The sequence below is a fragment of the Pseudomonas sp. YuFO8 genome (assembly GCF_035065025.1).
Classification (GTDB): Bacteria; Pseudomonadota; Gammaproteobacteria; order Pseudomonadales; family Pseudomonadaceae; genus Aquipseudomonas; species Aquipseudomonas putida_AE.
The window spans coordinates 183,884-210,263 of sequence record NZ_JAXDEQ010000005.1; the positions used below are offsets into that span (position 1 = coordinate 183,884).

Annotated in this window: 24 protein-coding genes; 17 read left to right on the forward strand and 7 right to left on the reverse strand. The window is 62.0% G+C overall.

The features are described from left to right. Positions 1-105: 105 nt before the first annotated feature. The 5 genes from SOP95_RS06975 (at position 106) to SOP95_RS06995 (ending at position 5,451) form a co-directional block, all read left to right on the forward strand. Entirely contained in the window at positions 106-1,461 is a 1,356-nt protein-coding gene (locus SOP95_RS06975) for a M16 family metallopeptidase (protein WP_323606629.1), read from the forward strand. Further along, a complete protein-coding gene (locus SOP95_RS06980; RefSeq protein ID WP_274075667.1) occupies positions 1,454-2,944 on the forward strand; it encodes a M16 family metallopeptidase in 1,491 nt (496 codons plus the stop codon). The genes SOP95_RS06975 and SOP95_RS06980 overlap by 8 nt, the downstream gene beginning before the upstream one ends. Further along, entirely contained in the window at positions 2,944-3,558 is a 615-nt protein-coding gene (gene rsmD, locus SOP95_RS06985; protein WP_274075668.1) for a 16S rRNA (guanine(966)-N(2))-methyltransferase RsmD, read from the forward strand. The genes SOP95_RS06980 and rsmD overlap by 1 nt, the downstream gene beginning before the upstream one ends. A 63-nt stretch (positions 3,559-3,621) precedes the next feature. Next, entirely contained in the window at positions 3,622-4,620 is a 999-nt protein-coding gene (locus SOP95_RS06990; protein WP_323606630.1) for a hydrolase, read from the forward strand. Positions 4,621-4,623: 3 nt separating this feature from the next. Further along, on the forward strand, positions 4,624-5,451 hold the full coding sequence (locus SOP95_RS06995; protein WP_323606631.1) for an AraC family transcriptional regulator: 828 nt from the start codon (positions 4,624-4,626) through the stop codon (positions 5,449-5,451). A 79-nt stretch (positions 5,452-5,530) separates the two neighbouring features. On the opposite strand, the gene SOP95_RS07000 is transcribed toward SOP95_RS06995, so the two are convergent. Together SOP95_RS07000 and SOP95_RS07005 are read right to left on the reverse strand one after the other, a co-directional pair. Next, positions 5,531-6,385 (reverse strand): sulfurtransferase, encoded by an 855-nt coding sequence (locus SOP95_RS07000; protein WP_323606632.1) that lies wholly within the window; start codon positions 6,383-6,385, stop codon positions 5,531-5,533. A 47-nt stretch (positions 6,386-6,432) separates the two neighbouring features. Beyond that, positions 6,433-7,101 (reverse strand): TetR/AcrR family transcriptional regulator, encoded by a 669-nt coding sequence (locus tag SOP95_RS07005; RefSeq protein WP_274075672.1) that lies wholly within the window; start codon positions 7,099-7,101, stop codon positions 6,433-6,435. Positions 7,102-7,248: 147 nt separating this feature from the next. On the opposite strand from SOP95_RS07005, the gene SOP95_RS07010 reads away from it, so the two are divergent. The 5 genes from SOP95_RS07010 to SOP95_RS07030 all read left to right on the forward strand — a co-directional run bounded on the left by SOP95_RS07010 (position 7,249) and on the right by SOP95_RS07030 (position 12,039). Next, entirely contained in the window at positions 7,249-8,679 is a 1,431-nt protein-coding gene (locus tag SOP95_RS07010) for a coniferyl aldehyde dehydrogenase (protein WP_323606633.1), read from the forward strand. Between the two features lie 28 nt (positions 8,680-8,707). Beyond that, entirely contained in the window at positions 8,708-9,253 is a 546-nt protein-coding gene (locus tag SOP95_RS07015) for a twin-arginine translocation pathway signal protein (RefSeq protein WP_274075674.1), read from the forward strand. A gap of 159 nt (positions 9,254-9,412) precedes the next feature. After that, on the forward strand, positions 9,413-11,008 hold the full coding sequence (locus SOP95_RS07020; RefSeq protein WP_274075675.1) for a GMC family oxidoreductase: 1,596 nt from the start codon (positions 9,413-9,415) through the stop codon (positions 11,006-11,008). Between the two features lie 115 nt (positions 11,009-11,123). Then, positions 11,124-11,603, forward strand: coding sequence for a pantetheine-phosphate adenylyltransferase (coaD, locus tag SOP95_RS07025; RefSeq protein WP_323606634.1), 480 nt, complete (start codon positions 11,124-11,126; stop codon positions 11,601-11,603). A 184-nt stretch (positions 11,604-11,787) separates the two neighbouring features. Next, a complete protein-coding gene (locus SOP95_RS07030; RefSeq protein ID WP_003195146.1) occupies positions 11,788-12,039 on the forward strand; it encodes a YfhL family 4Fe-4S dicluster ferredoxin in 252 nt (83 codons plus the stop codon). 78 nt (positions 12,040-12,117) lie between these two features. Here SOP95_RS07030 and mutM read toward each other — a convergent pair whose 3' ends face one another. Both mutM and SOP95_RS07040 read right to left on the reverse strand, forming a co-directional pair. Then, entirely contained in the window at positions 12,118-12,930 is an 813-nt protein-coding gene (mutM, locus tag SOP95_RS07035) for a bifunctional DNA-formamidopyrimidine glycosylase/DNA-(apurinic or apyrimidinic site) lyase (protein ID WP_274075677.1), read from the reverse strand. A 42-nt stretch (positions 12,931-12,972) separates the two neighbouring features. After that, positions 12,973-13,788: an HDOD domain-containing protein gene (locus SOP95_RS07040; RefSeq protein WP_274075697.1), complete on the reverse strand. Its 816-nt coding sequence runs from the start codon at positions 13,786-13,788 to the stop codon at positions 12,973-12,975. A 207-nt stretch (positions 13,789-13,995) separates the two neighbouring features. Between SOP95_RS07040 and SOP95_RS07045 the strand changes: the two genes are divergently transcribed. The 4 genes from SOP95_RS07045 (at position 13,996) to ilvD (ending at position 19,323) form a co-directional block, all read left to right on the forward strand. Continuing rightward, positions 13,996-14,535 (forward strand): type 1 glutamine amidotransferase domain-containing protein, encoded by a 540-nt coding sequence (locus SOP95_RS07045; protein ID WP_323606635.1) that lies wholly within the window; start codon positions 13,996-13,998, stop codon positions 14,533-14,535. A gap of 162 nt (positions 14,536-14,697) precedes the next feature. Then, entirely contained in the window at positions 14,698-15,894 is a 1,197-nt protein-coding gene (locus SOP95_RS07050) for a class I SAM-dependent rRNA methyltransferase (RefSeq protein ID WP_046818366.1), read from the forward strand. Positions 15,895-16,031: 137 nt separating this feature from the next. After that, a complete protein-coding gene (locus SOP95_RS07055; protein ID WP_274075679.1) occupies positions 16,032-17,240 on the forward strand; it encodes an MFS transporter in 1,209 nt (402 codons plus the stop codon). Between the two features lie 241 nt (positions 17,241-17,481). Further along, positions 17,482-19,323 carry a dihydroxy-acid dehydratase gene (gene ilvD / locus SOP95_RS07060; RefSeq protein ID WP_046818369.1) on the forward strand — a complete coding sequence of 614 codons (1,842 nt, stop codon included), beginning with the start codon at positions 17,482-17,484 and terminating at the stop codon, positions 19,321-19,323. A 57-nt stretch (positions 19,324-19,380) separates the two neighbouring features. On the opposite strand, the gene SOP95_RS07065 is transcribed toward ilvD, so the two are convergent. Beyond that, positions 19,381-19,668, reverse strand: a complete 288-nt coding sequence (locus tag SOP95_RS07065; RefSeq protein ID WP_323606636.1) for a DUF6124 family protein — start codon at positions 19,666-19,668, stop codon at positions 19,381-19,383. Positions 19,669-20,207: 539 nt separating this feature from the next. Next, positions 20,208-21,263, reverse strand: a complete 1,056-nt coding sequence (locus SOP95_RS07070) for a haloacid dehalogenase-like hydrolase (RefSeq protein ID WP_323606637.1) — start codon at positions 21,261-21,263, stop codon at positions 20,208-20,210. Between the two features lie 241 nt (positions 21,264-21,504). Between SOP95_RS07070 and SOP95_RS07075 the strand changes: the two genes are divergently transcribed. Beyond that, positions 21,505-22,896, forward strand: a complete 1,392-nt coding sequence (locus SOP95_RS07075) for an L-cystine transporter (RefSeq protein ID WP_274075682.1) — start codon at positions 21,505-21,507, stop codon at positions 22,894-22,896. 122 nt (positions 22,897-23,018) lie between these two features. Here the strand turns inward: SOP95_RS07075 and SOP95_RS07080 are convergent, their stop codons facing one another. Beyond that, on the reverse strand, positions 23,019-23,531 hold the full coding sequence (locus tag SOP95_RS07080) for a dihydrofolate reductase (protein ID WP_323606638.1): 513 nt from the start codon (positions 23,529-23,531) through the stop codon (positions 23,019-23,021). Positions 23,532-23,629: 98 nt separating this feature from the next. On the opposite strand from SOP95_RS07080, the gene SOP95_RS07085 reads away from it, so the two are divergent. Both SOP95_RS07085 and SOP95_RS07090 read left to right on the forward strand, forming a co-directional pair. Then, the gene (locus SOP95_RS07085; RefSeq protein ID WP_323606639.1) at positions 23,630-25,000 is read left to right on the forward strand and encodes a DUF2868 domain-containing protein; all 1,371 of its coding nucleotides are present in this window, start codon (positions 23,630-23,632) and stop codon (positions 24,998-25,000) included. Further along, complete coding sequence (locus tag SOP95_RS07090) at positions 24,993-26,369, forward strand: GTPase/DUF3482 domain-containing protein (protein WP_323606640.1); 1,377 nt, start codon at positions 24,993-24,995, stop codon at positions 26,367-26,369. Before SOP95_RS07085 ends, SOP95_RS07090 begins: the two co-directional genes overlap by 8 nt. Positions 26,370-26,380: the final 11 nt, after the last annotated feature.

The window sequence follows — 26,380 nt, forward strand, 5'->3', positions numbered from 1 at the left end:
AAAGGCCTGATAGGCGTGGCCGCCGCTAAAACGGATCAGTATCCTAGCACCCTCTCGCCCGCTGACGCTAAGACCATGCGGGCAGCCCCAAAGGTTTAAAAACGAATGAATGCTCTAGCCCGCCGCGCCGCAGGCCTGCTGCTCAGCACAGTTTGCCTGCCCCTTTCGGCCCTGGCGGCCGACCCGCAACCGACCCACGAATTCACCCTCGACAACGGCTTGAAGGTCGTCGTGCGCGAAGACCATCGCGCACCGGTGGTGGTTTCCCAGGTCTGGTACAAAGTTGGCTCCAGCTACGAGACGCCAGGTCAGACCGGCCTGTCCCATGCCCTGGAACACATGATGTTCAAGGGCAGCGAGAAAGTCGGCCCCGGCGAAGCGTCGCTGATCCTGCGCGACCTCGGTGCCGAAGAGAACGCCTTCACCAGCGACGACTTCACTGCGTACTACCAGGTCCTGGCCCGCGACCGCCTGGGCGTGGCCTTCGAACTTGAAGCCGACCGCATGGCCAGCCTGCGTCTGCCGCCCGACGAGTTCGCCCGGGAAATCGAAGTCATTAAAGAAGAACGGCGCCTGCGCACCGACGACAAACCCATGTCCAAGGCCTACGAGCGCTTCAAGGCCATGGCCTATCCGGCCAGCGGCTATCACACGCCGACCATTGGCTGGATGGCGGACCTGGACCGGATGAAAGTCGAAGAGCTGCGCCACTGGTACCAATCCTGGTACGTGCCGAACAACGCCACGCTGGTGGTGGTCGGCGACGTGACGCCGGACGAGGTCAAGACCCTGGCCCAGCGCTACTTCGGCCCGATCGCCAAACGCGAGGTGCCGGCGGCGAAGATTCCGCTGGAGCTGGCCGAGCCCGGCGAACGCCAGATCACCCTGCACGTCAAGACCCAATTACCCAGCCTGATGCTGGCCTTCAACGTACCGAGCATCGCGACCGCCGAAGACAAACGCCTGGTCAACGCCTTGCGCCTGATCTCGGCGCTGCTCGATGGCGGCTACAGCGGACGCATCCCGACTCAACTGGAGCGCGGCGAAGAACTGCTGTCCGGCGGTTCGTCGAGCTACGACGCCTATACCCGTGGCGACAGCCTGTTCACCCTGTCGGCCACCCCCAACAGCCAGAAGAAAAAGACCATCGCCCAAGCCGAAGCCGGGTTGTGGAAGCTGCTTGAGCAACTGAAGACCACCGCGCCGACCAGCGAAGAACTGGAACGCGTACGGGCCCAGGTCATCGCCGGGCTGGTCTACGAGCGTGATTCGATCACCAGCCAGGCCACGGCCATCGGCCAGCTGGAAACCGTCGGCCTGTCGTGGAAACTGATGGACAGCGAGCTCGCCGACCTGGAAAGCGTGACACCGCAAGATGTCCAGAACGCCGCCAAGCTGTATTTCACCCGCGAACGTCTCAGCGTCGCCCATGTACTGCCAGAGGAGACGACTCATGAGTGAGCGTAAAAAACCGCGCCTGGCCCTGTTCGGCCTGATCGCCGTCGCCCTGATCGGGTCGGCCGCGTTCTATTTTTCCAAGACCGACCAGACCAACGCCAGCGAGGCGCTGGACAAGGCCAAGGCCAGCCAGAAGCTGCAATCACTGACCGAGCTCAACGGCAAGGCGCCGAGCCACCGCAAGCTCGACGTGCAAACCTGGAACACCGCCGAAGGCGCCAAGGTGCTGTTCGTCGAAGCCCGCGAACTGCCGATGTTCGACATGCGCCTGATCTTTGCCGCCGGCAGCAGCCAGGACGGCGACGCACCAGGCCTGGCGCTGCTGACCAATGCCATGCTCAACGAAGGCGTGGCCGGCAAGGATGTCAGCGTCATCGCCCAGGGTTTTGAAGGGCTGGGGGCCGATTTCGGCAACGGCGCCTACAAGGACATGGCGGTTGCCTCCCTGCGCAGCCTCAGTGCTGCAGACAAGCGTGAGCCGGCGCTGAAGCTGTTCGCCGAAGTCGTCGGCAAACCGACCTTCCCCGCCGACTCGTTTACCCGCATCAAGAACCAGATGCTCGCGGGCTTCGAATACCAGAAACAGAACCCCGGCAAACTCGCCAGCCTTGAACTGATGAACCGCTTGTACGGCGATCATCCCTACGCGCACGCCAGCGATGGCACGGCGCAGACCGTTCCGGCCGTTACCCTCGCGCAATTGCGCGCGTTCCACCAGAAAGCCTATGCCGCGGGCAACGTGGTGATCGCGCTGGTCGGCGACCTGTCCCGCGCCGAAGCCGAAGCCATTGCCGCGCAGGTCAGCGCCGCCCTGCCCAAAGGTCCGGCCCTGCCGAAGATCGAGCAACCCGCCGAACCCAAGGCCAGCATCGGCCACATCGAGTTCCCGTCCAAGCAGACCAACCTGATGCTCGCGCAACTGGGCATCGACCGTGACGATCCGGATTTCGCGGCCCTGTCCATGGGCAACCAGATCCTCGGCGGTGGCGGTTTCGGTACCCGATTGATGAGCGAAGTACGCGAAAAACGTGGCCTGGCGTATGGTGTGTACTCGGGTTTCAGCCCGATGCAGGCACGCGGTCCGTTCATGATCAACCTGCAGACCCGCGCCGAAATGAGCGAAGGCACCCTGAAACTGGTGCAGGATGTGCTCGCCGACTACCTCAAGACCGGCCCGACCGAAAAAGAACTCGACGACGCCAAGCGCGAACTGGCCGGCAGCTTCCCGCTGTCCACCGCCAGCAACGCCGATATCGTCGGCCAGCTGGGCGCGATCGGCTTCTACAACTTGCCGCTCAGTCACCTGGAAGACTTCATGCAGCAGTCGCAGAACCTGACCGTCGAGCAGGTCAAGGCGGCCATGAACAAACACCTGAGCACGGATAAACTGGTCATCGTCAGCGCTGGCCCGACCGTGCCGCAAAAGCCGTTACCGGCCCCAACTGATAAACCCGCCGAGCAGCCGCTCGGGGTTCCGGAGCATTAATGGCCACTTCTCGTCCGAAAAAACCGGTCCACAACGTCCACAACGGCGTGAACCAGCTGCGCATCATCGGCGGCGAATGGCGCAGCCGCAAACTGAGCTTCCCTGACGCGCCGGGCCTGCGCCCGACGCCGGACCGGGTGCGTGAAACCCTGTTCAACTGGCTCGCACCCTACGTCCCGGGCGCCAAGGTGCTCGATCCGTTCACCGGCAGCGGCGCGCTGTTTCTCGAAGCCCTGTCCCGCGGCGCCGCCATGGGCCAGGCGCTGGATGCCAGCAGCCTTGCGGTGTCCAGCCTCAAGGAGCATCTGGGTACGCTGCGCTGCACCACCGGCCAGGTCCAGACCGCCGACGCCCTGCGCTATCTGGAAACCCAGCCAGCGGTCGCCTACGACCTGGTCTTCCTCGACCCGCCGTTCAACCAGAACCTGCTGCCCGCCGTCTGCGCGCTGCTCGAAGAGCGCCAGTGGCTGGCCGAAGATGCCTGGGTGTACACCGAAAGCGAAAGCGCGCCGTCGACCCTCGGCCTGCCAGGCAACTGGCGCCTGCACCGGGAGCAAAAATCCGGGCGGGTCTATTATTCGTTATGGCAACGTATGGCAGAGATCGCCGGTTAATCGACCGGCCTGAACAAGGCGCGCGCCTCAATGCAGGCGTGCGCCACTGCATCGAGACGAATCGTGTCCCATCCGCCAGATCGCTTCACCCCGGCCTTCGGCCTCGGCAATCCGCACTTGCAGACCTTGTGGGGTCCGCTGTGGCGCAAAACCACCCACCTCGAACGTGAACGTGAGCGCCTGTGGCTCGAAGATGGCGACTTCCTCGACCTCGACTGGCATGGCCCGCACAGTGCCGATGCGCCTTTGGTGCTGGTGTTGCACGGGCTGACCGGTTCGTCGAATTCGCCTTACGTCGCCGGGATACAAAAAGCCCTGGGTGACCAAGGCTGGGCCAGTGTCGCGCTGAACTGGCGCGGCTGCTCCGGCGAACCCAACCTGCTGCCGCGCAGCTACCATTCCGGCGCCAGTGAAGACCTGGCCGAAACCATCAGGCACCTGCGGGCCAAGCGTCCGCTCGCGCCGCTGTATGCCGTCGGGTATTCCCTGGGTGGCAATGTGCTGCTCAAGCACCTGGGCGAAACCGGCAGTGCCAGCGGCGTACGCGGTGCGGTGGCGGTGTCGGTGCCGTTTCGCCTGGACCAGTGCGCCGACCGCATCGGCCAGGGTTTCTCCAAGGTCTATCAGGCGCACTTCATGCGCGAGATGCTGGCCTACATCAAGAACAAGCAACGCCAGTTCCAGCACGACGGGCGCGAGGACGGCCTCGCGGCCCTCGCTGCGCTGGGCTCCCTGGAAAACATGCGCACGTTCTGGGATTTCGATGGCCGGGTGACCGCACCGCTCAATGGTTTCACTGACGCCGAGGATTATTATCGCCGCGCCTCGAGCCGCTACTTCCTCGGCGAGATCTGTACGCCAACCCTGATCATTCAGGCCGCCGATGACCCCTTCGTATTCCCCCATAGCCTGCCGCAAGCCGACGAATTGTCGGCTTGCACGCAATTCGAATTGCAGGCCCGGGGCGGGCACGTCGGGTTCGTCGATGGCTCGTTCCGCCAACCGGGGTACTACCTGGAACGGCGTATCCCGCAGTGGCTGGCCAGCATGGGTCGCGAGTAGGCCATGGGCATTGCGCAGGGCGAATCCATCCACTTCTGGCAAACGGCGCCGTTGGCCGGGATCGAGCTGTTGTCGGCCCGCTACATCGAGCAGCGCTTCGCCCCTCACGTGCACGATGGCTATGTGATCGGCATGATCATGGCCGGCGCCCAGCGTTACCGTTATCGCGGCGCCGAACACCTGGCAGGCAGCGGCACCCTGGTGCTGATCAACCCCGATGAACTGCACACAGGCCACAAGGGCACGGAAGACGGCTGGTTGTACCGGGCGTTTTACCCAGACAGCGGGCAGATGCTGTCGCTGCTGGCCGAACTCGAATTGCCCACCCACCATCTGCCGGCGTTCGGCGCCACCTTGTACCGCGATCCGGATCTGGTGAACGGCTTCTGCCAATTGCATCGCTTGCTGGAAAGCCCGGCCACCGCACTGCAACAACAGACGGCCTGGCGAGAACTGGTGCTGTCACTGCTGCAGCGTCACGCAGCGGTTCCTGATGCCGGCAAACCGGGCAAGGAACACCGGGCGGTGACATTGGCCAAGGATCTGCTGCACGCGCAATTGGCGGCGCCGCCCTCGCTTGAAGAACTGGCAGCGGCGGTGAACCTGTCGCCCTTCCACTTCGCCCGGGTGTTCCGCCGCGCCACCGGCATGCCGCCGCACACCTGGTTGATGCAACAGCGCATCGCTAGGGCGCGGGGGTTATTGCAGGGTGGTTGCTTGCCTCTGGAAGTGGCGACGCAACTGGGGTTCGCCGACCAGAGTCATCTGAGTCGGCAGTTCAAGCAGGTGTATGGGGTGGGGCCTGGGGCGTATCGCAATGCGCGCCTTTAAAAGATCACAGCCTGCGGCAGCTCCTACAGGTCGACGCAAACCCATGTAGGAGCTGCCGCAGGCTGCGATCTTTTGATCTTCATTCGCCAGTGGCGATCCCGCGAGCAGGATCATTGATCCACTCGCTCCACGACCCGGCATACAGCGCCGCCAACGGATAACCCGCCAGGCACAACGCGAACAGGTTATGGCACGCCGTCACGCCGGACCCGCAGTACGCCACCAGATCGGCCGGCGAGCGATCACCCAGCTTCGCGGCAAAACGCTGCTTGAGCTGCTCGGCTGGCAGGAACCGCCCGTCGCTGCCCAGGTTGTCGGTGAAGGCCGCACATTGCGCACCGGGGATGTGCCCGGCAATCGGATCGATCGGTTCGACTTCGCCCTTGAAGCGCGGCAAGGCGCGGGCATCGAGCAGGGTCAGTTCGGGTCGGGCCAGACGCTTGTGCAACTGCTCGGCGCTGAGGACCAACGCGTTGTCCGGTTTCCCGGTAAAGGTGCCACGGCTGTTCGACGCAGGATCGAGGCTCAGGGGCAGCCCCGCCGCGTGCCAGGCCTTGAGGCCGCCATCGAGGATGAACACCCCGTCACGCTTGCCCAGCCAGGCCAGCAGCCACCAGGCCCGCGCCGCGAAAGCACCCGGGCCATCGTCGTACAAGACCACTTCGCTGTCGGCGTTGATGCCCCAGGCTTGCAGGCGCTCGATCAGGTCCGCCGGCTCGGGCAATGGATGACGCCCGGTCACACCCTTGACCACTTTTCCACTCAGATCACGCTCAAGATCGGCAAAAGCCGACCCGCCGATGTGCCCTTGCGCATAGCTGCGCTGGCCATAATCCAGGTCTTCGAGGGCAAAACGACAATCCAGAATCACCAACCCCGGCTGGTCCTTTTTCAGGTCCAGTGCTTGCGGGCTGATCAGTTGCGCAATGGGCATAACGGGCTCCTGTGATGGGCGATTTCGATCGTGCGGCAGGCTTTATTTCATACTTCTTCCAGCGCCTGGGCCAGCGGCACGTAAAACTCTTCAAACAGCGCAGCGACCGCATCACGCGCCTGGTCCGTGACGAACCCGGCCTCCAGCACCAGCACCTGGTAGACGCCGCGCTTGATGGCCTGCTCGCTGAGGTGGCTGGAGTTTTCCCGCGTGGTGCACAAAAAACGTACCCAGGAGGTGAGGATGATCCAGGCATTGATCGTCAGGGACTCGATCTGTACCCGATCCATCTTGAGGATGCCGGCGGCGACAAAACCTTCGTAGATGGCAGCGCCCTGAATCACGCAGCGCTGGGAAAAACGCCGGTAGCGGGCGGCCAGTTCCGGGTCACTGTCGAGCAGGTGCTCCAGGTCCCTGTGCAGGAACCGGTAGCGCCACATGGCCGACAACAGCTCCTTGAGGTAGAAACGCTTGTCTTCCACCGTGGCAGCGCGCCCATGTGGCGGACGCAGGAAACTGTCCACCAGGCTCTCATACTCACTGAACAGCACGGCGATGATCGCCTGCTTGTTAGGGAAGTGGTAGTACAGGTTGCCCGGAGAAATCTCCATATGGGCGGCGATGTGGTTGGTGCTGATGCTGCGCTCGCCCTGCTGGTTGAACAGCTCCAGGCTGTTCTGCACGATGCGCTCGCTGGTTTTGATCCGTGGGGCCATGGCTTGAGCTTAAATTCAGAGTGCGTTGAGGGGCATCTTACGGCCTATCCGCCAGCGGATAAAACAAAGCGATGCCGAGGAGAGCATTTGACTTTTTAGAGTATAGACTCTAAAAATGCCCTCATTACAATAAATCCGGAGCCGACCATGACTGCTGACATTTCCTACCTGCAAAATCTCCAGCAGCCTCTGGACGAGCTCCAGGCCCTGTTCGACGCACAGCGCGCGGCCTATGCCGGCAACCCGATGCCACCCGCGGCCCAGCGCCAGCAATGGCTCAAGGCACTACGGGATTTGCTGAACACCGAACGTCAGGCCCTGATCGATGCGATCAGCCAGGATTTCAGCCACCGCAGCGCCGATGAAACCCTGCTCGCCGAACTGATGCCCAGCCTGCACGGCATCCATTACGCCAGCCGCCACCTCAAGGGCTGGATGCGCGAGTCGCGGCGCAAGGTCGGTGTCGCCTTTCAGCCGGCCTCGGCGAAGGTGGTCTACCAGCCACTGGGCGTGGTCGGGGTGATCGTGCCGTGGAACTATCCGCTGTACCTGGCCATCGGGCCCTTGGTCGGTGCGTTGTCGGCGGGTAACCGGGTGATGCTCAAGCTCAGCGAATCGACCCCGGCCACCGGCTTGCTGCTCAAGGCATTGTTCGCGCGGATCTTCCCCGAAGACCTGGTGTGCGTGGTGCTGGGCGAAGCCGATATCGGCGTGGCGTTTTCGCGCCTGCCTTTCGATCACTTGCTGTTCACAGGCGCCACCAGCATCGGCAAGCACGTGATGCGCGCGGCGGCGGAAAACCTGACGCCGGTCACGCTGGAGCTGGGCGGCAAGTCCCCGGCCATCGTTTCCAAGGACGTACCGCTCAAGGATGCCGCCGAACGCATCGCGTTCGGCAAGACCCTCAATGCCGGCCAGACCTGCGTGGCCCCGGATTACGTGCTGGTGCCGGAAGATCGCGTCGACGCTTTCGTGGAGGCCTACCGGCAGGCGGTCCGCGGCTTTTATCCGACCCTCGCCGACAACCCGGACTACACCGCGATCATCAATGACCGACAACTGGCGCGACTCAATGGCTACGTCAGCGACGCCACCGACAAAGGTGCGCAGCTGATCCCGTTGTTCGATCAAGGCCAGGGCCGGCGCATGGGGCATAGCCTGCTGCTCAACGTCAGCGACGACATGACGGTGATGCAGGACGAGATCTTCGGCCCGCTGTTGCCGATCGTGCCGTACAAGCATCTGGACCAGGCGTTTGCCTACATCAACCAGCGCCCTCGCCCACTGGCGCTGTACTACTTCGGCTACGACAAGCGCGAACAGAACCGCGTGCTCAACGAGACCCACTCCGGCGGTGTATGCCTCAACGACACCCTGCTGCACGTGGCCCAGGATGACATGCCGTTCGGCGGCATCGGCGCTTCGGGCATGGGCCACTACCACGGCCACGAAGGTTTCCTGACCTTCAGCAAGGCCAAGGGCGTACTGATCAAGCAACGCTTCAACGCGGCGAAGCTGATCTACCCGCCCTACGGCAAATCCATTCAGAAACTGATCCAGAAGCTGTTTATCCGCTAACGATGGTCACCCTCGGGTAATAACAAGAATGCACCCAAGCCTGTCCGATACCCCCGCGCTGTCACGGCGCGGCCTGCTCAAATTCAGCCTCGGCGCCAGCGCCTTTCTTGCCACTGCCGGGTTGGGGGCCAGTCTGAGTGGCTGCTCATCGAGTTCGCCTGCCAGTGGTTTCGCGGCACTGCGCAGTGGCGACCTGGCGTTTCTGCGCGCCCTTGTCCCGGTGCTGCTTGAAGGCGCCGTGGCTGCCCAGCAGATGCCCGGCGCCGTCGAGGGCACCCTGAAAAGCCTCGATTACAACCTCGATCACCTGTCGCCGGAAATGCTCAAGCTCACCCGACAATTGTTCGACGTGCTGGGCATGGCCGTCACCCGCGGACCGCTGACCGGGATCTGGGGCAGTTGGGAAAACGCCGCTGCCGAGGATATACGGCACTTCCTCGATCGCTGGGAAAACAGCTCGTTGAGCCTGCTGCGCATGGGCCACAGTTCATTGGTGCAACTGGTGATGATGGCCTGGTATGGGCGCAAGGAATCGTGGGCGCATTGCGGGTATCCGGGGCCGCCGACGGTTTGAAACCGGGTCGCCCCCTTCGCGAGCAAGCCCGCTCCCACAGGTTTTCGATGTGTCTCACCTTTTGTGAACGACTCAACCCCTGTGGGAGCCGGGCTTGCCCGCGATGGCGTCAGCCGCCTCACCACCGCATCCAAACCATAACAATTAGAGAACATTAAGATGCCCGTACCCGACCCGTTCCGCGAAGGCATGGCCCGTGGCTGGAAAACCCACAACGGCGCCCAATTGACCCAGGACCTGACCCTCGAAGCGGATGTAGCGATCATCGGCAGCGGTGCCGGCGGCGGGACCACGGCCGAAATCCTCAGCACCGCCGGTTACAAGGTGCTGCTGATCGAGGAAGGCCCGCTCAAGACCAGCAGCGACTTCAAACTGCTCGAAGACCAGGCCTACGCCAGCCTCTATCAGGAAGGCATCGGCCGCATGAGCAAGGATGGCGCGATCACCATCCTCCAGGGCCGGGCGGTGGGCGGCACTACGCTGATCAACTGGACTTCGAGCTTTCGAACACCAGAACCCACGCTCGAACACTGGGCTAAAGAACACAATGTGAAGGGCCACTCCCCCGCTGAAATGGCGCCCTGGTTCGAAAAAATGGAACAGCGCCTGGGCGTCGCTCCATGGATGGTGCCGCCCAATGCCAACAACGACGTGATCCGCAAGGGCTGCGAGAAGCTCGGATATAGCTGGCATGTCATCCCACGCAATGTGCGCGGCTGCTGGAACCTCGGCTATTGCGGTATGGGCTGCCCGACCAACGCCAAGCAATCGATGATGGTCACGACCATTCCGGCCACCCTGGAAAACGGCGGCGAGCTGCTCTACCTGGCCCGCGCCGAAAAGCTCCTGATCAGCGGTGACAAGGTCACCGGCCTGCAATGCGTGGCAATGGACGAGCGTTGCGTCGAGCCCACCGGTCGCAAGATCATGGTCAAGGCGCGGCATTACGTGCTGGCGGGCGGCGGGATCAACAGCCCGGCATTGCTGCTGCGCTCCGGGGCACCCGACCCGCACCAACGCGTGGGCAAGCGCACCTTCCTGCACCCGGTGAACATGTCCGCCGCGTTGTTCGACGAAGTGGTCAACCCCTTCTATGGCGCGCCGCAGTCGATCTACTCCGACCATTTCCAATGGCAGGACGGCACCACCGGCAAAATGGCCTACAAACTGGAGGTTCCACCGCTGCACCCGGCATTGGCGACCACGCTGCTGGGCGGTTTCGGCCAGGAAAACGCGCAACACATGGCCAATCTGCCGCATACCCACGCCATGCTCGCGCTGCTGCGCGACGGTTTTCACCCCGACAGCCAGGGCGGCACTGTGCAGTTGCGCGGCGACGACACCCCCGTGCTCGATTATCAGGTGTCTGCCTATGCCTGGGACGGATTGCGCCGGGCCTTCCACAGCATGGCCGAAATCCAGTTTGCTGGCGGTGCCAGGGCCGTGATGCCGATGCACGCCGACGCGCGTTATGTGAACACCCTCGCCGAAGCCCGCACCCTGATCGACAGCCTGAGCCTGGAGTTGTATCGCACGCGGCTGGGCAGTGCGCATGTGATGGGCGGCTGCGCGATGGGCGAAGAGCCGAAAAATGCCGTCACCGACAGCCTCGGCCGGCATCATCAACTGGCCAATCTGTCGATTCATGACGGCTCGCTCTTCCCCACCAGTATTGGCGCAAACCCGCAGTTGTCGGTCTATGGGCTGACGGCGCAGCTGGCGACTTCCCTGGCCGAGCGTTTAAAAAACCCATGAAAAATACGATTATTCTGATCGTCTATAGTGCGTTCTTACCCAAAAGGCGACTTGGCCGACCGGTTAGGCTGCGATACCATCCGAGTCCCCAACGCACTCCCGCCAGGACGACGCGATGAACCGAGTGTTGTACCCAGGTACCTTCGACCCTATTACCAAGGGCCATGGCGATCTGGTCGAACGCGCCTCGCGCCTGTTCGATCACGTGATCATTGCTGTCGCCGCCAGCCCGAAGAAAAACCCGTTGTTTCCCATGGAACAGCGTGTGGAACTGGCTCGCGAGGTCACCAAACATCTGTCGAACGTAGAAGTCGTCGGCTTCTCGACGCTGCTGGCGCACTTTGCCAAAGAGCAGAATGCCAACGTGTTCCTGCGTGGTTTGCGCGCCGTGTCGGACTTCGAATACGAGTTCCAGTTGGCCAACATGAACCGCCAGCTGGCCCCGGATGTGGAAAGCCTGTTTCTTACCCCGTCCGAGCGTTATTCGTTCATTTCTTCGACCTTGGTCCGTGAAATTGCAGCCCTGGGCGGCGATATCACCAAGTTCGTGCACCCAGTGGTGGCGGACGCCCTGACCCAACGCTTCAAGAAGTAATACCCGGACTGTAGGACCCGGCTTGCGGGCGATCAATATTACGCGGTGTACCCTGACACACCGCCATCGCCAGTAAGCCGGCTCCTGCAGAACGTCGCGCCCGCGTGCATAGCGCTCACCAATGCGGCACAATTACGCGCATTGATTTATTGCGCCCGGGCCTGCCGCCCCGGCTGGAGTTAGCATGTCCCTGATCATCACCGACGATTGCATCAACTGCGACGTCTGCGAACCCGAGTGCCCCAACGCCGCCATTTCCCAGGGCGAAGAAATCTACGTGATCGACCCGAACCTGTGCACCCAGTGCGTCGGCCACTACGACGAACCGCAGTGCCAGCAGGTCTGCCCGGTGGATTGCATTCCGCTGGACGAAGCCCATCCGGAGACTGAAGAGCAGTTGATGGAGAAGTACCGCAAGATTACCGGCAAGGCTTGAAAGATCGCAGCCTGCGGCAGCTCCTACAGAGATCGCATTCCCCTGTAGGAGCTGCCGAAGGCTGCGATCTTTTGCTTTTCAGGTCTGACAGCGCGGGCAAAACACGCTGGCGCGCTGTCCGAGTTTCACCTCACGCAACTGCGTACCACAGACCTTGCAGTGCTCGGCACCACGGCCGTACACGAACAGCTCCTGCTGGAAATAGCCCGGCTGCCCATCCCCGCCGATAAAGTCGCGCAGCGTGGTGCCGCCACGCTCGATGGCGGCTGCCAGGATGCGCTTGATCTCGATCGCCAGCTTCAGATACCGCGCCCGGGAAATGCTCCCGGCTTCGCGACGCGGGTCGATACCAGCGGCGAACAACGCTTCGGTCGCATAGATATTGCCGACGCCGACCACCACCGCGTTGTCCATGATGAACGGCTTGACCGCCATCGAGCGCCCGCGGGACAGCTGGAACAGCCGCTCGCCGTCGAACAGGTCGGTCAGCGGCTCCGGCCCCAGGCGAATCAGCAGCTCATGATTGAGCGGATCGAGGCTCCACAGCATTGCACCGAACCGCCGCGGGTCGGTGTAGCGCAAGGCCAGGCCCGATTCCAGCTCGATATCCACATGCTCATGCTTGGCGGCCGGCAGGCCGGCTTCCACCAGGCGCAAATTCCCCGACATGCCCAAATGGCTGATCAAGGTGCCGACCTCGGCATTGATCAACAGGTACTTGGCGCGCCGCTCCACCAACACGATGCGCTGGCCCGACAGACGCACATCGAGGTCTTCGGGAATCGGCCAGCGCAGGCGCCGATCACGCACGATCACCCGGCTGACGCGCTGGCCTTCCAGGTGCGGCGCAATCCCGCGGCGGGTGGTTTCGACTTCTGGCAGTTCAGGCATGGGGCTCTCGAATCAGGCGCTCGGTGAGAAGAGATTCGCCACTCAGCGGTGAGCGCCGAGGTCGCGAATCGTCTGCTTGAGGGTTTCGAAATCGTAATCCGAGAGGCCGACGTAATCGAGCACCAAATGACCGATGCTGTTCCACTCGTGGTCTTCGGGCTGGTTGCCCAGCACCCGGTAAGACGCACAAATATGCTCGGCCATTTTCAGGATCGCCAACAGGTTTTTCAGGGCACTGTTGCGCGATGACTCATCGCTGAATATCGCCAGGGCATTGTGATGATTGGCGATCGCGGCAGACACGTGATCCGGCAGGCGCCAGGACTTGGCCGTGTAGTACCCGACCACGGCGTGGTTGGTATTGAACGCCTGGTTCTCGGTGTCCACCACCCGGCAATCGGGACCGGCGTTGGCATAGGCCTGTTCCAGCACGCTCATGTAGTTGGGGAACCGCTGCAGCATCAGCGGCACGCCACAATCGTGGAACAGCCCCAGGGCATAGGCTTCGTCGCCGGCCTGGGCGCCAATGCGCTTGGCCAGGGTCAGGCAGGTCATCGCCACGTCCTGGGCGGTGTCCCAGAACCGGTTCAGGGTGACGATGGTGTCGTCGTTCATCTCGCCCTTGATCGACTGCGCGTTGATCAGGTTGATGATCGAACGGCTGCCCAGCAGATTCACCGCGCGCTGGATCGAAGCGATCTTGTTGCTCAGGCCGTAATACGGCGAGTTGACGATTTTCAGCAGGGAGCCAGAGAGCCCCGGGTCCTGGGAAATCAGCTTCGCGATCACTTCCAGATCCGGGTCGGGCATGTACTGCTCCATCTGCAGATCCACCATGATCTGCGGTTGGGCCGGCACACTGATGCCTTGCAGGGATTGCTGGATTTGTTCGGGCGTCAGCTCTTGGGACATAAGTACACACTCTGGGACAGGCGCAGATTCTAACCTTTATGACATTGGATCCGACATACCAGCGAGCACATCGCCGGAACTTTCATTCCAGACCTGGCTTCGGACTTTGTAACGCTCACGGGCGAATCATTCTCTCAAGTCAGGAGCTTTTTCATGTCCAATTCCCTGATTGGCAAGCGCGTCGCGATACTGGTAACCAATGGATTCGAACAGGTCGAATTGACCGGACCGAAAGACGCACTGGAGCAGGCGGGTGCCCGGGTCGACATACTTTCCGCGAAGGAAGGCCAGGTCAAAGGCTGGAACCACGATAAACCGGCGGACGACTTCAAGGTCGACCGGACCTTCCGCTCGGCCAGCATCGAAGAATACGACGCCGTGGTCCTGCCGGGCGGCGTGCAGAATTCCGACACCATCCGCATCGACCAGGATGCCCAGCACCTGGTCAAGATGGGCACCTCTGCCGGCAAGCCGATCGCGGTCATCTGCCATGGCGGCTGGCTGCTGGTTTCGGCCGGGCTGGTCAATGGCAAGACCATGACCAGCTACAAGACGCTCAAGGACGACCTGGTGAATGCCGGTGCCCACTGGGTCGACAAGGAAGTGGTCACCGACGGAACACTGATCAGCAGCCGCCAGCCGGATGACATTCCGGCGTTCAACCGTGAGTTGATTCAGCTGTTGTCGGCGTAGTACCCAAAACCGCTATCGCGAGCAAGCTCGCTCCCACAGGGCAACGTATTCCCCTGTGGGAGCGGGCTTGCTCGCGAAGAGGCCATCAGCGTTTCATCGCCCATAGAACCCGCCACAAGCTTCAACACGCTATACTCCCGCTCTTTTTTCCGGAGCGACGTCATGTCCCTGCCTAGCCTGCGCCTCAAAGCCAACGCCGACCGCCGTCTGCGCAACGGTCATTTGTGGGTCTACAGCAACGAAATCGATGTAGCCGCGACCCCTTTGCACGGTTTCAAGGCCGGCGACCAGGCGATCCTCGAAGCCGCCGGCGGCAAGCCGCTGGGCATCGTCGCCATGAGCCCGAACAACCTGATCTGCGCGCGCCTGCTGTCGCGCGACATCAAGCTACCGCTCGACAAATCGCTGCTGGTGCATCGCCTCAACGTGGCCCTGTCGCTGCGCGAGCGGCTGTTCGACAAACCGTTCTATCGCCTGGTCTACGGCGACTCCGACCTGCTGCCAGGCCTGGTGGTCGACCGTTTCGGCGACATCCTGGTGGTGCAGATCGCCTCGGCGACCATGGAAGCCCACAAAGACGACGTGATCGCGGCACTGACCCAGGTGCTCAAGCCAAGCGGCATCCTGTTCAAGAACGACTCCGCCGCCCGTGACGCCGAAGGCCTCACCCGCTACGTCGAAACCGTCTTCGGCCTGGTGCCGGAGTGGGTCGCGCTGGAAGAGAACGGCGTGAAATTCGAAGCGCCGGTCATCCAGGGCCAGAAAACCGGCTGGTTCTACGACCACCGCATGAACCGCGCACGCCTGGCACCCTACGCCAAGGGCAAGCGCGTACTCGACCTGTACAGCTACATCGGCGGCTGGGGCGTGCAAGCGGCCGCGTTCGGCGCCAGTGAAGTGTTCTGCGTCGATGCCTCGGCCTTCGCCCTCGACGGCGTCGAGCGCAACGCCGCACTGAACGGTTTCGCCGAAAAAATGACCTGCATCGAAGGCGACGTTTTCGAAGCCCTGAAAGAGCTGAAAGCCAGCGAAGAGCGCTTCGACGTGATCGTGGCCGACCCGCCCGCGTTCATCAAACGCAAGAAAGACATGAAAAACGGCGAAGGCGCCTACCGCCGCCTGAACGAGCAAGCCATGCGCCTGCTCACCAAGGACGGCATCCTGTTCAGTGCATCGTGCTCGATGCACCTGCCCGAAGACGACCTGCAGAACATCCTGCTGACCAGCGCCCGCCACCTGGATCGCAATATCCAGATGCTCGAACGCGGCGGCCAGGGCCCGGATCATCCGGTGCACCCGGCGATTGCCGAGACGCGTTACATCAAGAGCATCACCTGCCGGTTGCTGCCAAACAGCTAAAACCGCAATCCACTGTAGGAGCGTCGACCGGCTGCTCCTACAGTAGATTCAGACTTGTCCTACGCTCTCCCGCATTGACTTCAGCCCTCATCAAATCAATCCTCGCCTCCCCCCTCGCGGATCGAGAGCGAAGTTTGATGAATCGCCCCATTCACGCCAAAGAAAAATCGTCGTTCATCCTGTTGTTGATGGCCATGACGCTCCTCGCCGTATTCCCTCTCGACGTGGTTCTACCCTCGTTTCCCGCGCTGTCCGAGCACTTTCGTACCACCCCCACCGATATCGCCTTGTCGGTCAGCCTCTTTGCCATCGGCCTGGCGTTTTCGTTGCTGTTGATCGGGCCGCTGTCGGATATGTTCGGGCGCAAGAAGCTGTTGCTCGGAGGAATAGCCTTGGCGGCAGTGGGTGCGACGGGCTGTCTGTTCGCCAGTGATTTCACCTGGTTCCTGGTATTTCGCGTGGTGCAGGCGGTGGGCTGCGGGTCGTTTGCCTTGTCTCAGGCGCTGGTTCAGGACTTGTTCGCCGGCCGGGAGCTGGAGCGCCTGCGGATCTGGATGACCACCGCCGGCGGGATTTTCATCTCCAGTTCGCCGCTGATGGGCACCTGGCTGCAGTTGCATCTGGGTTGGCAGGGCAGTTTTTATGTCTTCATCAGCCTGGCGATCATTGTCTGGTTGAGATCCTGGTTCCTGCTTAGGGAAAGCCGCAGCAGTGAACGCGCACCACGGCGATTTTTCGGCGCCTATTGGCTGCTCCTTTCGGACATCCGTTTTACCGGTTACTGGCTGATTTCCGCCCTCGCCTTCGCCTGCCATTTCTCCTTTCTCATCATCTCACCGATCATTTTCATGGAGCACCTGGACCTTTCCGCCTACCAGTTCGCCTGGGCGCTGCTGTTATATGGTGCGGCCTATGTGATCGGCGGGGTTGTTGCCAGCATCCTGCATCGCCATCTGGAAGGCGGCACGCAAATCATCATCGGCCTGGGTCTGATCGCCCTGTCGGGGCTGGTGATGCTGTGGCTGGCCTGGCAGTTCGGCCTGTCGGCTGCCACTGTGCTGATCCCCATGCTGATCTGTACCGCGGGCACCACCGTTTCCCGGCCCATCGCCAACTCCAGGGCGATGAGTCTCTACCCGCAACACGCCGGCACCTCGACCTCGGCCGGCAGCCTGATGATTTTCATGTGTGGCGGCTTGGTCAGTGCGGTGATCAATCTGGCCAGCGAACACCTGACCACCGCGCTGGGCTTGTGCTTTTTGATCCTGAGCGCGGTGGGGCTGGGATTGAACGCTTTGATCAGTCGGCGTGCGTTGAGCAGTAGCAAAATAACCACGACGGTGTAGGCCGCACGTCTCGTGATGGCTGTCTGCACGCTCGCAGCCATTCCCTCCTGCCGCCAGCCGTGTAGAATCGCGAACATTCATCGCCAGTCATCCCCGGCGGGTTTATGAGCTCAAGCTGAAGCGCGCGGCGATCCCGCAAAGTTATCGGCAACTTCCGGACACGCGGCCATTTCTGAGTGTTCCAGACGTCAATAGAAGCTCACTTCCCTTTTGATACCTGATTAGCCGCCCGGAGTGCTTCATGCCTGATTACCGCTCGAAAACATCCACCCATGGCCGCAACATGGCCGGCGCCCGCGCACTGTGGCGCGCAACGGGGATGAAAGATGACGACTTCAAAAAGCCGATCATCGCCATTGCCAACTCCTTCACCCAGTTCGTACCGGGCCACGTGCACCTGAAAGACCTGGGCCAACTGGTCGCCCGCGAAATCGAACGCGCTGGCGGTGTGGCAAAAGAATTCAACACCATCGCCGTCGATGACGGCATCGCCATGGGCCACGACGGCATGCTGTACTCGCTGCCGAGCCGCGAGATCATCGCCGACTCCGTCGAATACATGGTCAACGCCCACTGCGCCGACGCCATCGTTTGCATCTCCAACTGCGACAAGATCACCCCTGGCATGCTGATGGCGTCCCTGCGCCTGAACATCCCGGTGATCTTCGTGTCCGGCGGCCCGATGGAAGCCGGCAAGACCAAACTCGCCAGCCACGGTCTCGACCTGGTCGACGCCATGGTGATCGCCGCCGATTCCAGCGCTTCTGACGAGAAAGTCGCTGAATACGAGCGTAGCGCCTGCCCGACCTGCGGTTCTTGCTCCGGCATGTTCACCGCCAACTCGATGAACTGCCTGGTCGAGGCCTTGGGCCTGGCATTGCCGGGCAACGGTTCGACCCTGGCCACTCACAGTGACCGCGAGCAGCTGTTCCTGCAGGCCGGGCGCACCATCGTCGAGCTGTGCAAGCGTTACTACGGTGAGAACGATGAGTCGGTGTTGCCGCGCAACATCGCCAACTTCCAGGCGTTCGAGAACGCCATGACCCTGGACATCGCCATGGGCGGTTCCACCAACACCATCCTGCACCTGCTGGCCGCTGCCCAGGAAGCCGAGATCGATTTCGACCTGCGCGACATCGACCGCCTGTCCCGTCACGTGCCGCAACTGTGCAAGGTCGCGCCGAACATCCAGAAGTACCACATGGAAGACGTGCACCGCGCCGGCGGGATCTTCAGCATCCTCGGTTCGCTGGCCCGTGGCGGCTTGCTGCACACCCAGCTGCCGACCGTGCACAGCCGCAGCATGGAAGAAGCCATCGCCAAGTGGGACATCACCCAGACCACCGACGAAGCCGTGCACCACTTCTTCAAGGCAGGTCCCGCAGGCATCCCGACGCAAACCGCGTTCAGCCAGTCGACCCGTTGGGACACCCTGGACGACGACCGTGAAAACGGCTGCATCCGCAGCGTCGAACACGCCTACTCGCAAGAAGGCGGCCTGGCCGTTCTCTACGGCAACATCGCCCTGGACGGCTGCGTGGTGAAAACCGCCGGCGTCGACGAGTCGATCCACGTGTTCGAAGGCAACGCGAAGATCTTCGAAAGCCAGGACAGCGCCGTACGCGGCATCCTCGCCGACGAAGTGAAGGAAGGCGACATCGTCATCATCCGCTACGAAGGCCCGAAAGGCGGCCCGGGCATGCAGGAAATGCTCTACCCGACTTCCTACCTGAAATCCAAAGGCCTGGGCAAAGCCTGCGCCCTGCTCACCGACGGCCGTTTCTCCGGCGGCACCTCGGGCCTGTCCATCGGCCACGCTTCGCCTGAAGCGGCTGCCGGTGGCGCGATTGGCCTGGTGCAGGACGGCGACAAGGTACTGATCGACATCCCGAACCGCTCGATCAACCTGTTGGTCAGCGACGAAGAACTGGCCGCACGCCGGGTCGAGCAGGACAAGAAAGGCTGGAAACCGGTGGAAGTGCGTCCACGTAAAGTGACTACTGCACTGAAGGCTTACGCCCTGCTCGCGACCAGTGCCGACAAGGGTGCTGTGCGTAACAAGGCGATGCTTGACGGGCTGTAAGGCTTAAGCGTCGAACAAAAAATGCCCCGCCAAGTGCGGGGCATTTTTTTGCCTGCGTTAATCCTGCGGGTCGAGGTTATCCAGCGCCTGGTTAACCGCCAGCTCGCCCAGCATGATGACCTGGGCAATCCCCAGCATCGTGCTGCGTTGAGAGCCTTCCAGCAGTGCGGCGAAATCGCTGGCCATGACATTGGCCGAGGCGAGGGATTCGCAGGCGTGGGCCAGGAGGGTTTCGGTGTCGAGGCCGGGGGCGATGATGAAGGTTCGGCTGGGTTTTCGTGGGGTGGCGTTGATTTGGGTGGACAGGTTGTCGGTGTCCGGTGGATCAGGGGTAATTTTCAGCATTGATGATTCTCCTGGAGGTAAGGAGCCATCACCTTCGCTACCAAACGAAAGGTGGCAGCCATACGCAGGTTGGTAGACCGGTCCAGGGAGCCGGCGCGCTCGAAAGCGCCCCACGCATGACCACCATAGAAGCAGAGACGAAAAAACCTGCCAAAGGTGTAGTCATGCGCCTGGAAATCCGGGCTACCAAACCCGATCGCTGATGGGCAGCGACGCGCAGAAGATAGAACCCGCCAAACAGGCGCACAAGTCGGCGGATTCTGAAGTAGTCGTAGTCCGTTACGCAAGAACGCGCAGGCTGCGACAGTAGGAAGAAGTTGAGCAAGCAGAGGCTTTCATTGCCCCGGCTGACCTCATCGCGAGCAGACTCGCTCCCACAATGGGTCTTCAGCGGACAAGCCATGTGTGACCAATAGGGATCAAACTGTAGGAGCGAGCTTGCTCGCGATGAACGCAAGGACACCGCGTAAAACCAGGAAGTACGCGTTATCGTTAACGACCATCGCGAGCAAGCTCGCTCCTACAGTGAATCAAAACCCTTACTGGATTTCTTGCGGTGTAACGATCACCCAATTCTTGTCTGCGGTCACCGGCAAGCCTTCCTTGGCCTGGGCCGCGGCGCTCTTGGCCATCATGCCCTGGATCTGGGTCATGTACTTGTCCTTGCGGTTGACCCACAGGTGGATGCCGCCCTTGGCCACGTCGACGCTGTGGAACAGCATGTAGCCATCGCTGGTGGGGGTATCGCCGCCGACCAGGACCGGTTTTTTCCATTCATCGATGTAGGTCAGGATTGCCGCTTGTTTACCCGCCATCCAGGTCGCCGGGGTCCACAGGTACGGGGTCAGTTCCAGGCCCAGGTTGGCCTTCTCGTCATATTTGCCGGCGGTGATCTGCTTGCGCGCGGTGGTCAACTCACCGGTCTTGGTGTCCTTGAGCAGCAGCGACACGCCGATCACGTTCTGCGGTTTGACGTTGTAGCCGTACTTCGGATCGGCCGCGACCATGCGCACCAGCTCTTCGGAGGCGGCGGTCATGACATAGACCTCGATGCCGTTCTCCATCAGTTTGTTGTAGAGCTCTTGCTGGCCGGTGAAGATTTTCGGCGGATTGACGTCGAGTTTCTTGACCACATCACCTTCGTAATAAGTGGCCGGCACCGGTTTGCCGGACGCCATCATCTCGTCGACATAGCCCTTGAGTTCTTGCAGCGTAAAGCCGGAGAACACTTGCGCGACCCATGGATAACACACCATGTCGTCGACTTCGCAGAGGCGGTAGTAATAGCTGAACAGGCTTTCCTTGTGGTCGGCGGTGTCCTTGAACGGCATCAGTTTCAGGGAGGGGTCGAGCTTGTCGCGGGTGATCAGGCCCTTGTTTTCCATGAACGGCAACAAAGACTCTTCAAGGTCGTAGCGGTAACTGGTGTTGTCCATGTCGAACACCGCGTAGTTACCCTTGTTGGCATTGGCCGCGATCATCGCGTCCAGCGCCTTGGCCTGATCGGCTGGCCAGTGCTTCAGATCCGTGGCGAGTACCTGGCCGGCAAGGCCCAGGCAAAGTACGGCAACCAGATATTTCGGTGCGAACTTCATCTGCGTTTCTCCCTGAGTGAAAGAGATCGACGCTAACAAATAAGTGTGACAGTCCTCGTCTGTCAGCGACCGCCAACGTGCGTATCGCGTCAGCTGCATCCCCGAGAGCGACACCGGCTTATTCCAAAAACGACAGTCACCAGACGTTTTTGATATTAATTCATTGTAAATCAAGCTGTTAGGCTTGCCGGTTCGCAGCTGCCCCGGAAGGTAGCTGGCACAAGTCACTTTCGGAGTCCTCATGAATCTGCCGCTGATTCTCAATCTGCTGGTGTTCCTCGCCCTGCTCCTGGGCCTGGCACAAACCCGCCACACCACCTGGAGCCTGGCGAAAAAAGTCCTGCTCGCCCTGGTGCTGGGCGTGGCGTTCGGTGTGGCGTTGCACACTGTCTACGGTGCCGGTAACCCGGTGTTGAAAGCCTCGATCGGCTGGTTCGACCTGGTGGGCAACGGTTATGTGCAGCTATTGCAAATGATCGTGATCCCGCTGGTATTCGCCTCGATCCTCAGCGCTGTGGCTCGCCTGCACAACGCCTCGTCGCTAGGCAAGATCAGCTTCCTGACCATTGGCACGCTGCTGTTCACCACCGCCATCGCGGCCTTGATCGGCATCGGCCTGACCAACCTGTTCGGCCTGACCGCCGAGGGCCTGGTGGCCGGCACCCAGGAAATGGCGCGCCTGCAAACCATCCAGACCGACTACGCCGGCAAGGTCGCGGACCTCAATGTGCCGCAGTTGCTGCTGTCGTTCATTCCGCAAAACCCCTTCGCCGACCTGGCGCGGGCCAAGCCGACGTCGATCATCAGCGTGGTGATCTTTGCGGCGTTCCTCGGGGTCGCGGCGTTGCAGCTGCTCAAGGATGACGTGGAAAAAGGTCAGAAAGTGATCAACGCCATCGACACCCTGCAAGCCTGGGTGATGCGCCTGGTTCGCCTGGTGATGAAGCTGACCCCTTACGGCGTACTGGCGCTGATGACCAAGGTGGTCGCTGGGTCCAACCTGCAGGACATCATCAAGCTCGGCAGTTTCGTGGTGGTGTCCTACATCGGCCTGGGCCTGATGTTTGTGGTGCATGGCGTGCTGGTGTCGGCGGCGGGGATCAACCCGCTGCGGTTCTTCCGCAAGATCTGGCCGGTGCTGACATTTGCGTTTACCAGCCGTTCGAGCGCCGCGACCATCCCGCTGAGCATCGAAGCGCAGACCAGCCGCCTGGGCATCCCGCAGTCCATCGCCAGTTTCGCCGCTTCGTTCGGCGCGACCATTGGCCAGAACGGCTGCGCCGGCCTGTATCCGGCGATGTTGGCGGTGATGGTGGCGCCGACCGTGGGCATCAACCCATTGGACCCGTTGTGGATCGCGACGCTGGTGGCGATCGTGACCTTGAGTTCGGCCGGTGTGGCGGGCGTTGGCGGCGGCGCGACCTTTGCCGCGTTGATCGTGTTGCCGGCGATGGGTTTGCCGGTGTCACTGGTGGCGTTGCTGATTTCGGTCGAGCCGTTGATTGATATGGGGCGCACGGCGTTGAACGTCAGTGGTTCGATGACGGCCGGGGCGATTACCAGCCAGGTGATGCAGCAGACGGATAAAGAGTTGCTGGATGCGGATGAGCATTCGGCGTTGGCGCACGCTTGAATTCTTGAGCGTCTGAGCAGGCCTCATCGCCAGCAGGCTGGCTCCCACAGGGGTTTTGGGTGATGACACAATCTGTGTTTCTCCTCAAACCCACTGTGGGAGCCAGCCTGCTGGCGATGCTTTTAGACTTTCTCCCAAACCTCAAATGTGTACGCCGGTTTGTCACCTTCGGGCGGATTCAATTTATCCCACACCAGCTTCCATTGTTTCGAATCGAACTCTGGGAACCACGCATCACCTTCTGGACTCAACGCGACACTGGTCAGATACAGCCGATCAGCGTGTGACAACCCTTGCGCATACAATTGAGCGCCACCAATCAACATAACTTCGTCGACACATTGCTCACGAGCCCACTCTTCAGCTCGAACTACCGCAGCTTCCAGCGACGGATAAACCTCTGCACCTTCCAACTGCAGTTCCGCTTGACGGCTGACCACGATGTTCAAGCGGCCGGGTAGCGGACGGCCGAGGGAATCCCAAGTTTTGCGACCCATGATGATCGGCTTGCCAAGCGTTGTTTCTTTGAAGTACTTGAAATCCCCCGGCAGGTGCCAGGGCATGCTGTTATTCACGCCAATCACTCGATTTTCACCGAGAGCTGCGATCAGACTTAGAGTAAGAGTTTTTTTCATGCTGACGAGGATACCAGAGGCTCAACATCTCGCAACGGCCCCCCCGACCAGCGCCACAGCGGTTATGCTCACAGTTCAATTAAGCGACGGGATGCCGCGTGACTGAACTGAATACTCTCTGGCTGACAGAAACCATCCGCCTGCGCGAAGAACACGCCGGTCCCCTGGAAGATCTGGAAGCCAACCGATTGGCCCGCAGCGCCGGCGGCGATCTGCCGACGCGCATTCAACGCCGCGCCCTGTGGCTGGCCGAGCGCGATGGCCTGAGCGATGCACTCAAACACTGGCAACAAGGCGCGCGACTGGCGCTGATCGTTATGGCGGTGCTGGCCGTGGTCAGCGGCGCCGGCCTGGCCTTTGCCGCCATGGGCGACGGCCTGCACCCGGTGAATGTGTTCTGGGCGCTGGGCAGCCTGCTCGGGCTCAACCTGATCCTGCTGCTGAGTTGGGCCCTGGGCCTGGTGTTTGCCGGCGAACACGGCGCCAGCCTCGGGCGCCTGTGGTTGTGGCTCAGCGAAAAACTCGCCCGGGACGCCAAGGCCGCGCAACTGGCACCGGCCCTGCTGCTGTTGCTGCAACGCCGGAAACTCAATCGCTGGGCCATCGGCGTACTGGTCAATGGCCTGTGGTTATTGGCGATGCTCAGTGCCCTGGTGATTCTGTTGACGTTGATGGCCACCCGACGCTACGGCTTCGTCTGGGAAACCACGATCCTCAGTGCCGACACCTTCATTGCCGTGACCCAGGCCCTCGGCGCGCTACCGGCCTTGCTCGGCTTCAGCGTGCCCACCGAGGAAATGATCCGCGCCAGTGGCGACGCCGCACTGAACATCGAAAGTGCCCGCCAAGCCTGGGCGGCGTGGTTGGTGGGTGTGTTACTGGTCTACGGCGTGGCGCCGCGCCTGGTGTTGGCGCTGTTTTGTCTGTGGCGCTGGAAGTCCGGCCGCACAAGCCTGCAGCTTGACCTGAACCTGCCAGGTTATGCCCAACTGCGCGAACGGCTGATGCCCACCAGCGAACGCCTGGGTGTCAGCGATGCCGCGCCAGCACAACTTCATCGAGTGCAAAGCGGCGTCAGCGAACAGCACAGCGATGGCGCACTCTTGGTCGCCATCGAGCTGGACGACGACCGTCCGTGGCCGCCCCAACTGGCGAAGAACGTCAGCAACGCCGGGATCCTCGACAGCCGCGAATCGCGCAACAAACTCCTCGAGCAACTGAGCCGTTTTCCTCCTGCGCGCCTGGCGATCGCGTGCGATCCACGGCGCTCGCCGGATCGCGGCAGCCTGGCGCTGATCGCCGAACTGGCCCGCAGCGCCAGCGCCACCCGCGTGTGGTTGTTGCAGGCGCCGCCCGGGGAAGCGCTGGATGCCGAACGCCTGGGCGACTGGCATGTGGCGCTGCAACAGCTGGAATTGCCGTTCGCCGATTGCGCTCCGATGAACTGGCTGGAGACGGGTCATGACTGACACCAGCAAGCAGCCCCTGAAACTCGCCGTGGTCGGCCACACCAACGTCGGCAAAACCTCGTTGTTGCGCACCCTGACCCGCGATGTCGGTTTCGGCGAAGTGTCCCACCGCCCCAGCACCACGCGGCATGTCGAAGGCGCGCGGTTGTCGGTGGACGGCGAGCCCTTGCTGGATCTCTACGACACCCCGGGACTGGAAGACGCCATCGCCCTGCTCGACTACCTCGAACGCCTGGAGCGTCCCGGCGAGCGACTGGATGGCCCGGCGCGGCTGGCGCGTTTTCTTGAGGGCAGCGAAGCCCGGCAGCGTTTCGAACAGGAGGCCAAGGTGCTGCGCCAGTTGCTGGCGTCGGACGCCGGGCTCTATGTGATCGACGCCCGGGAACCGGTCCTGGCCAAGTATCGCGATGAGCTGGAAGTGCTGGCCAGCTGCGGCAAACCCCTGCTGCCGGTGCTGAATTTTGTCAGCAGCGCCAACCACCGCGAGCCGGCGTGGCGTGAAGCCCTGGCGCGCCTTGGTTTGCATGCGCTGGTTCGCTTCGACAGCGTCGCACCGCCGGAGGATGGCGAACGCCGGCTCTATGAAAGCCTGGCGCTGCTGCTGGAAACCGCACGGCCACAACTGGAACGCCTGATCGCCGACCAGCAGGCACAACGCCTGGCCCGTGAGCGCAGCGCCGTGCGCCTGATTGCCGAATTGCTGATCGATTGCGCCGCGTGCCGGCGCAGCGTTGTCAGCGATGTGCAGCAGGAACAGCAGGCGATCGATGAGCTGCGCAAAGCCGTACGCCAACGCGAGCAGCGTTGTGTCGAAGCGCTGCTCAAGCTCTACGCGTTTCGCCCGCAGGACGCCGCGGCCAGTGATCTGCCGCTGCTCGATGGACGTTGGGGCGATGACTTGTTCAACCCCGAAACCCTCAAGCAACTGGGCGTGCGGGTGGGCGGTGGTATCGCTGCCGGTGCCGCCGCGGGGGCCGGCGTCGACTTGCTGGTCGGCGGCCTGACGCTCGGTGCTGCCGCGCTGGCCGGGGCGATCGCCGGCGGCGCCCTGCAAACCGCGCGCAGTTATGGCAGCCGCTTGCTGGGCAAGATCAAGGGCCAGCGCGAACTGACTGTGGATGACAGCGTGTTGCGGCTGTTGGCGTTGCGTCAGCGGCAACTGCTGCAAGCGCTGAACGCCCGTGGGCATGCGGCGATGGACAGCATTCAGGTGGCCACGCCGCAGGACAAGAGTTGGCGGGAAGGTAAATTGCCCGAGGCCCTGAACAGGGCGCGGGCGCATCCGCAGTGGTCTTCGCTTAATGCGCATCCGAAGTTGAATCAGGCGGAGCGGCAGGAGCAGGTTGAGGTACTTGCGCAGCAGCTCTAGTGGCCTGACCG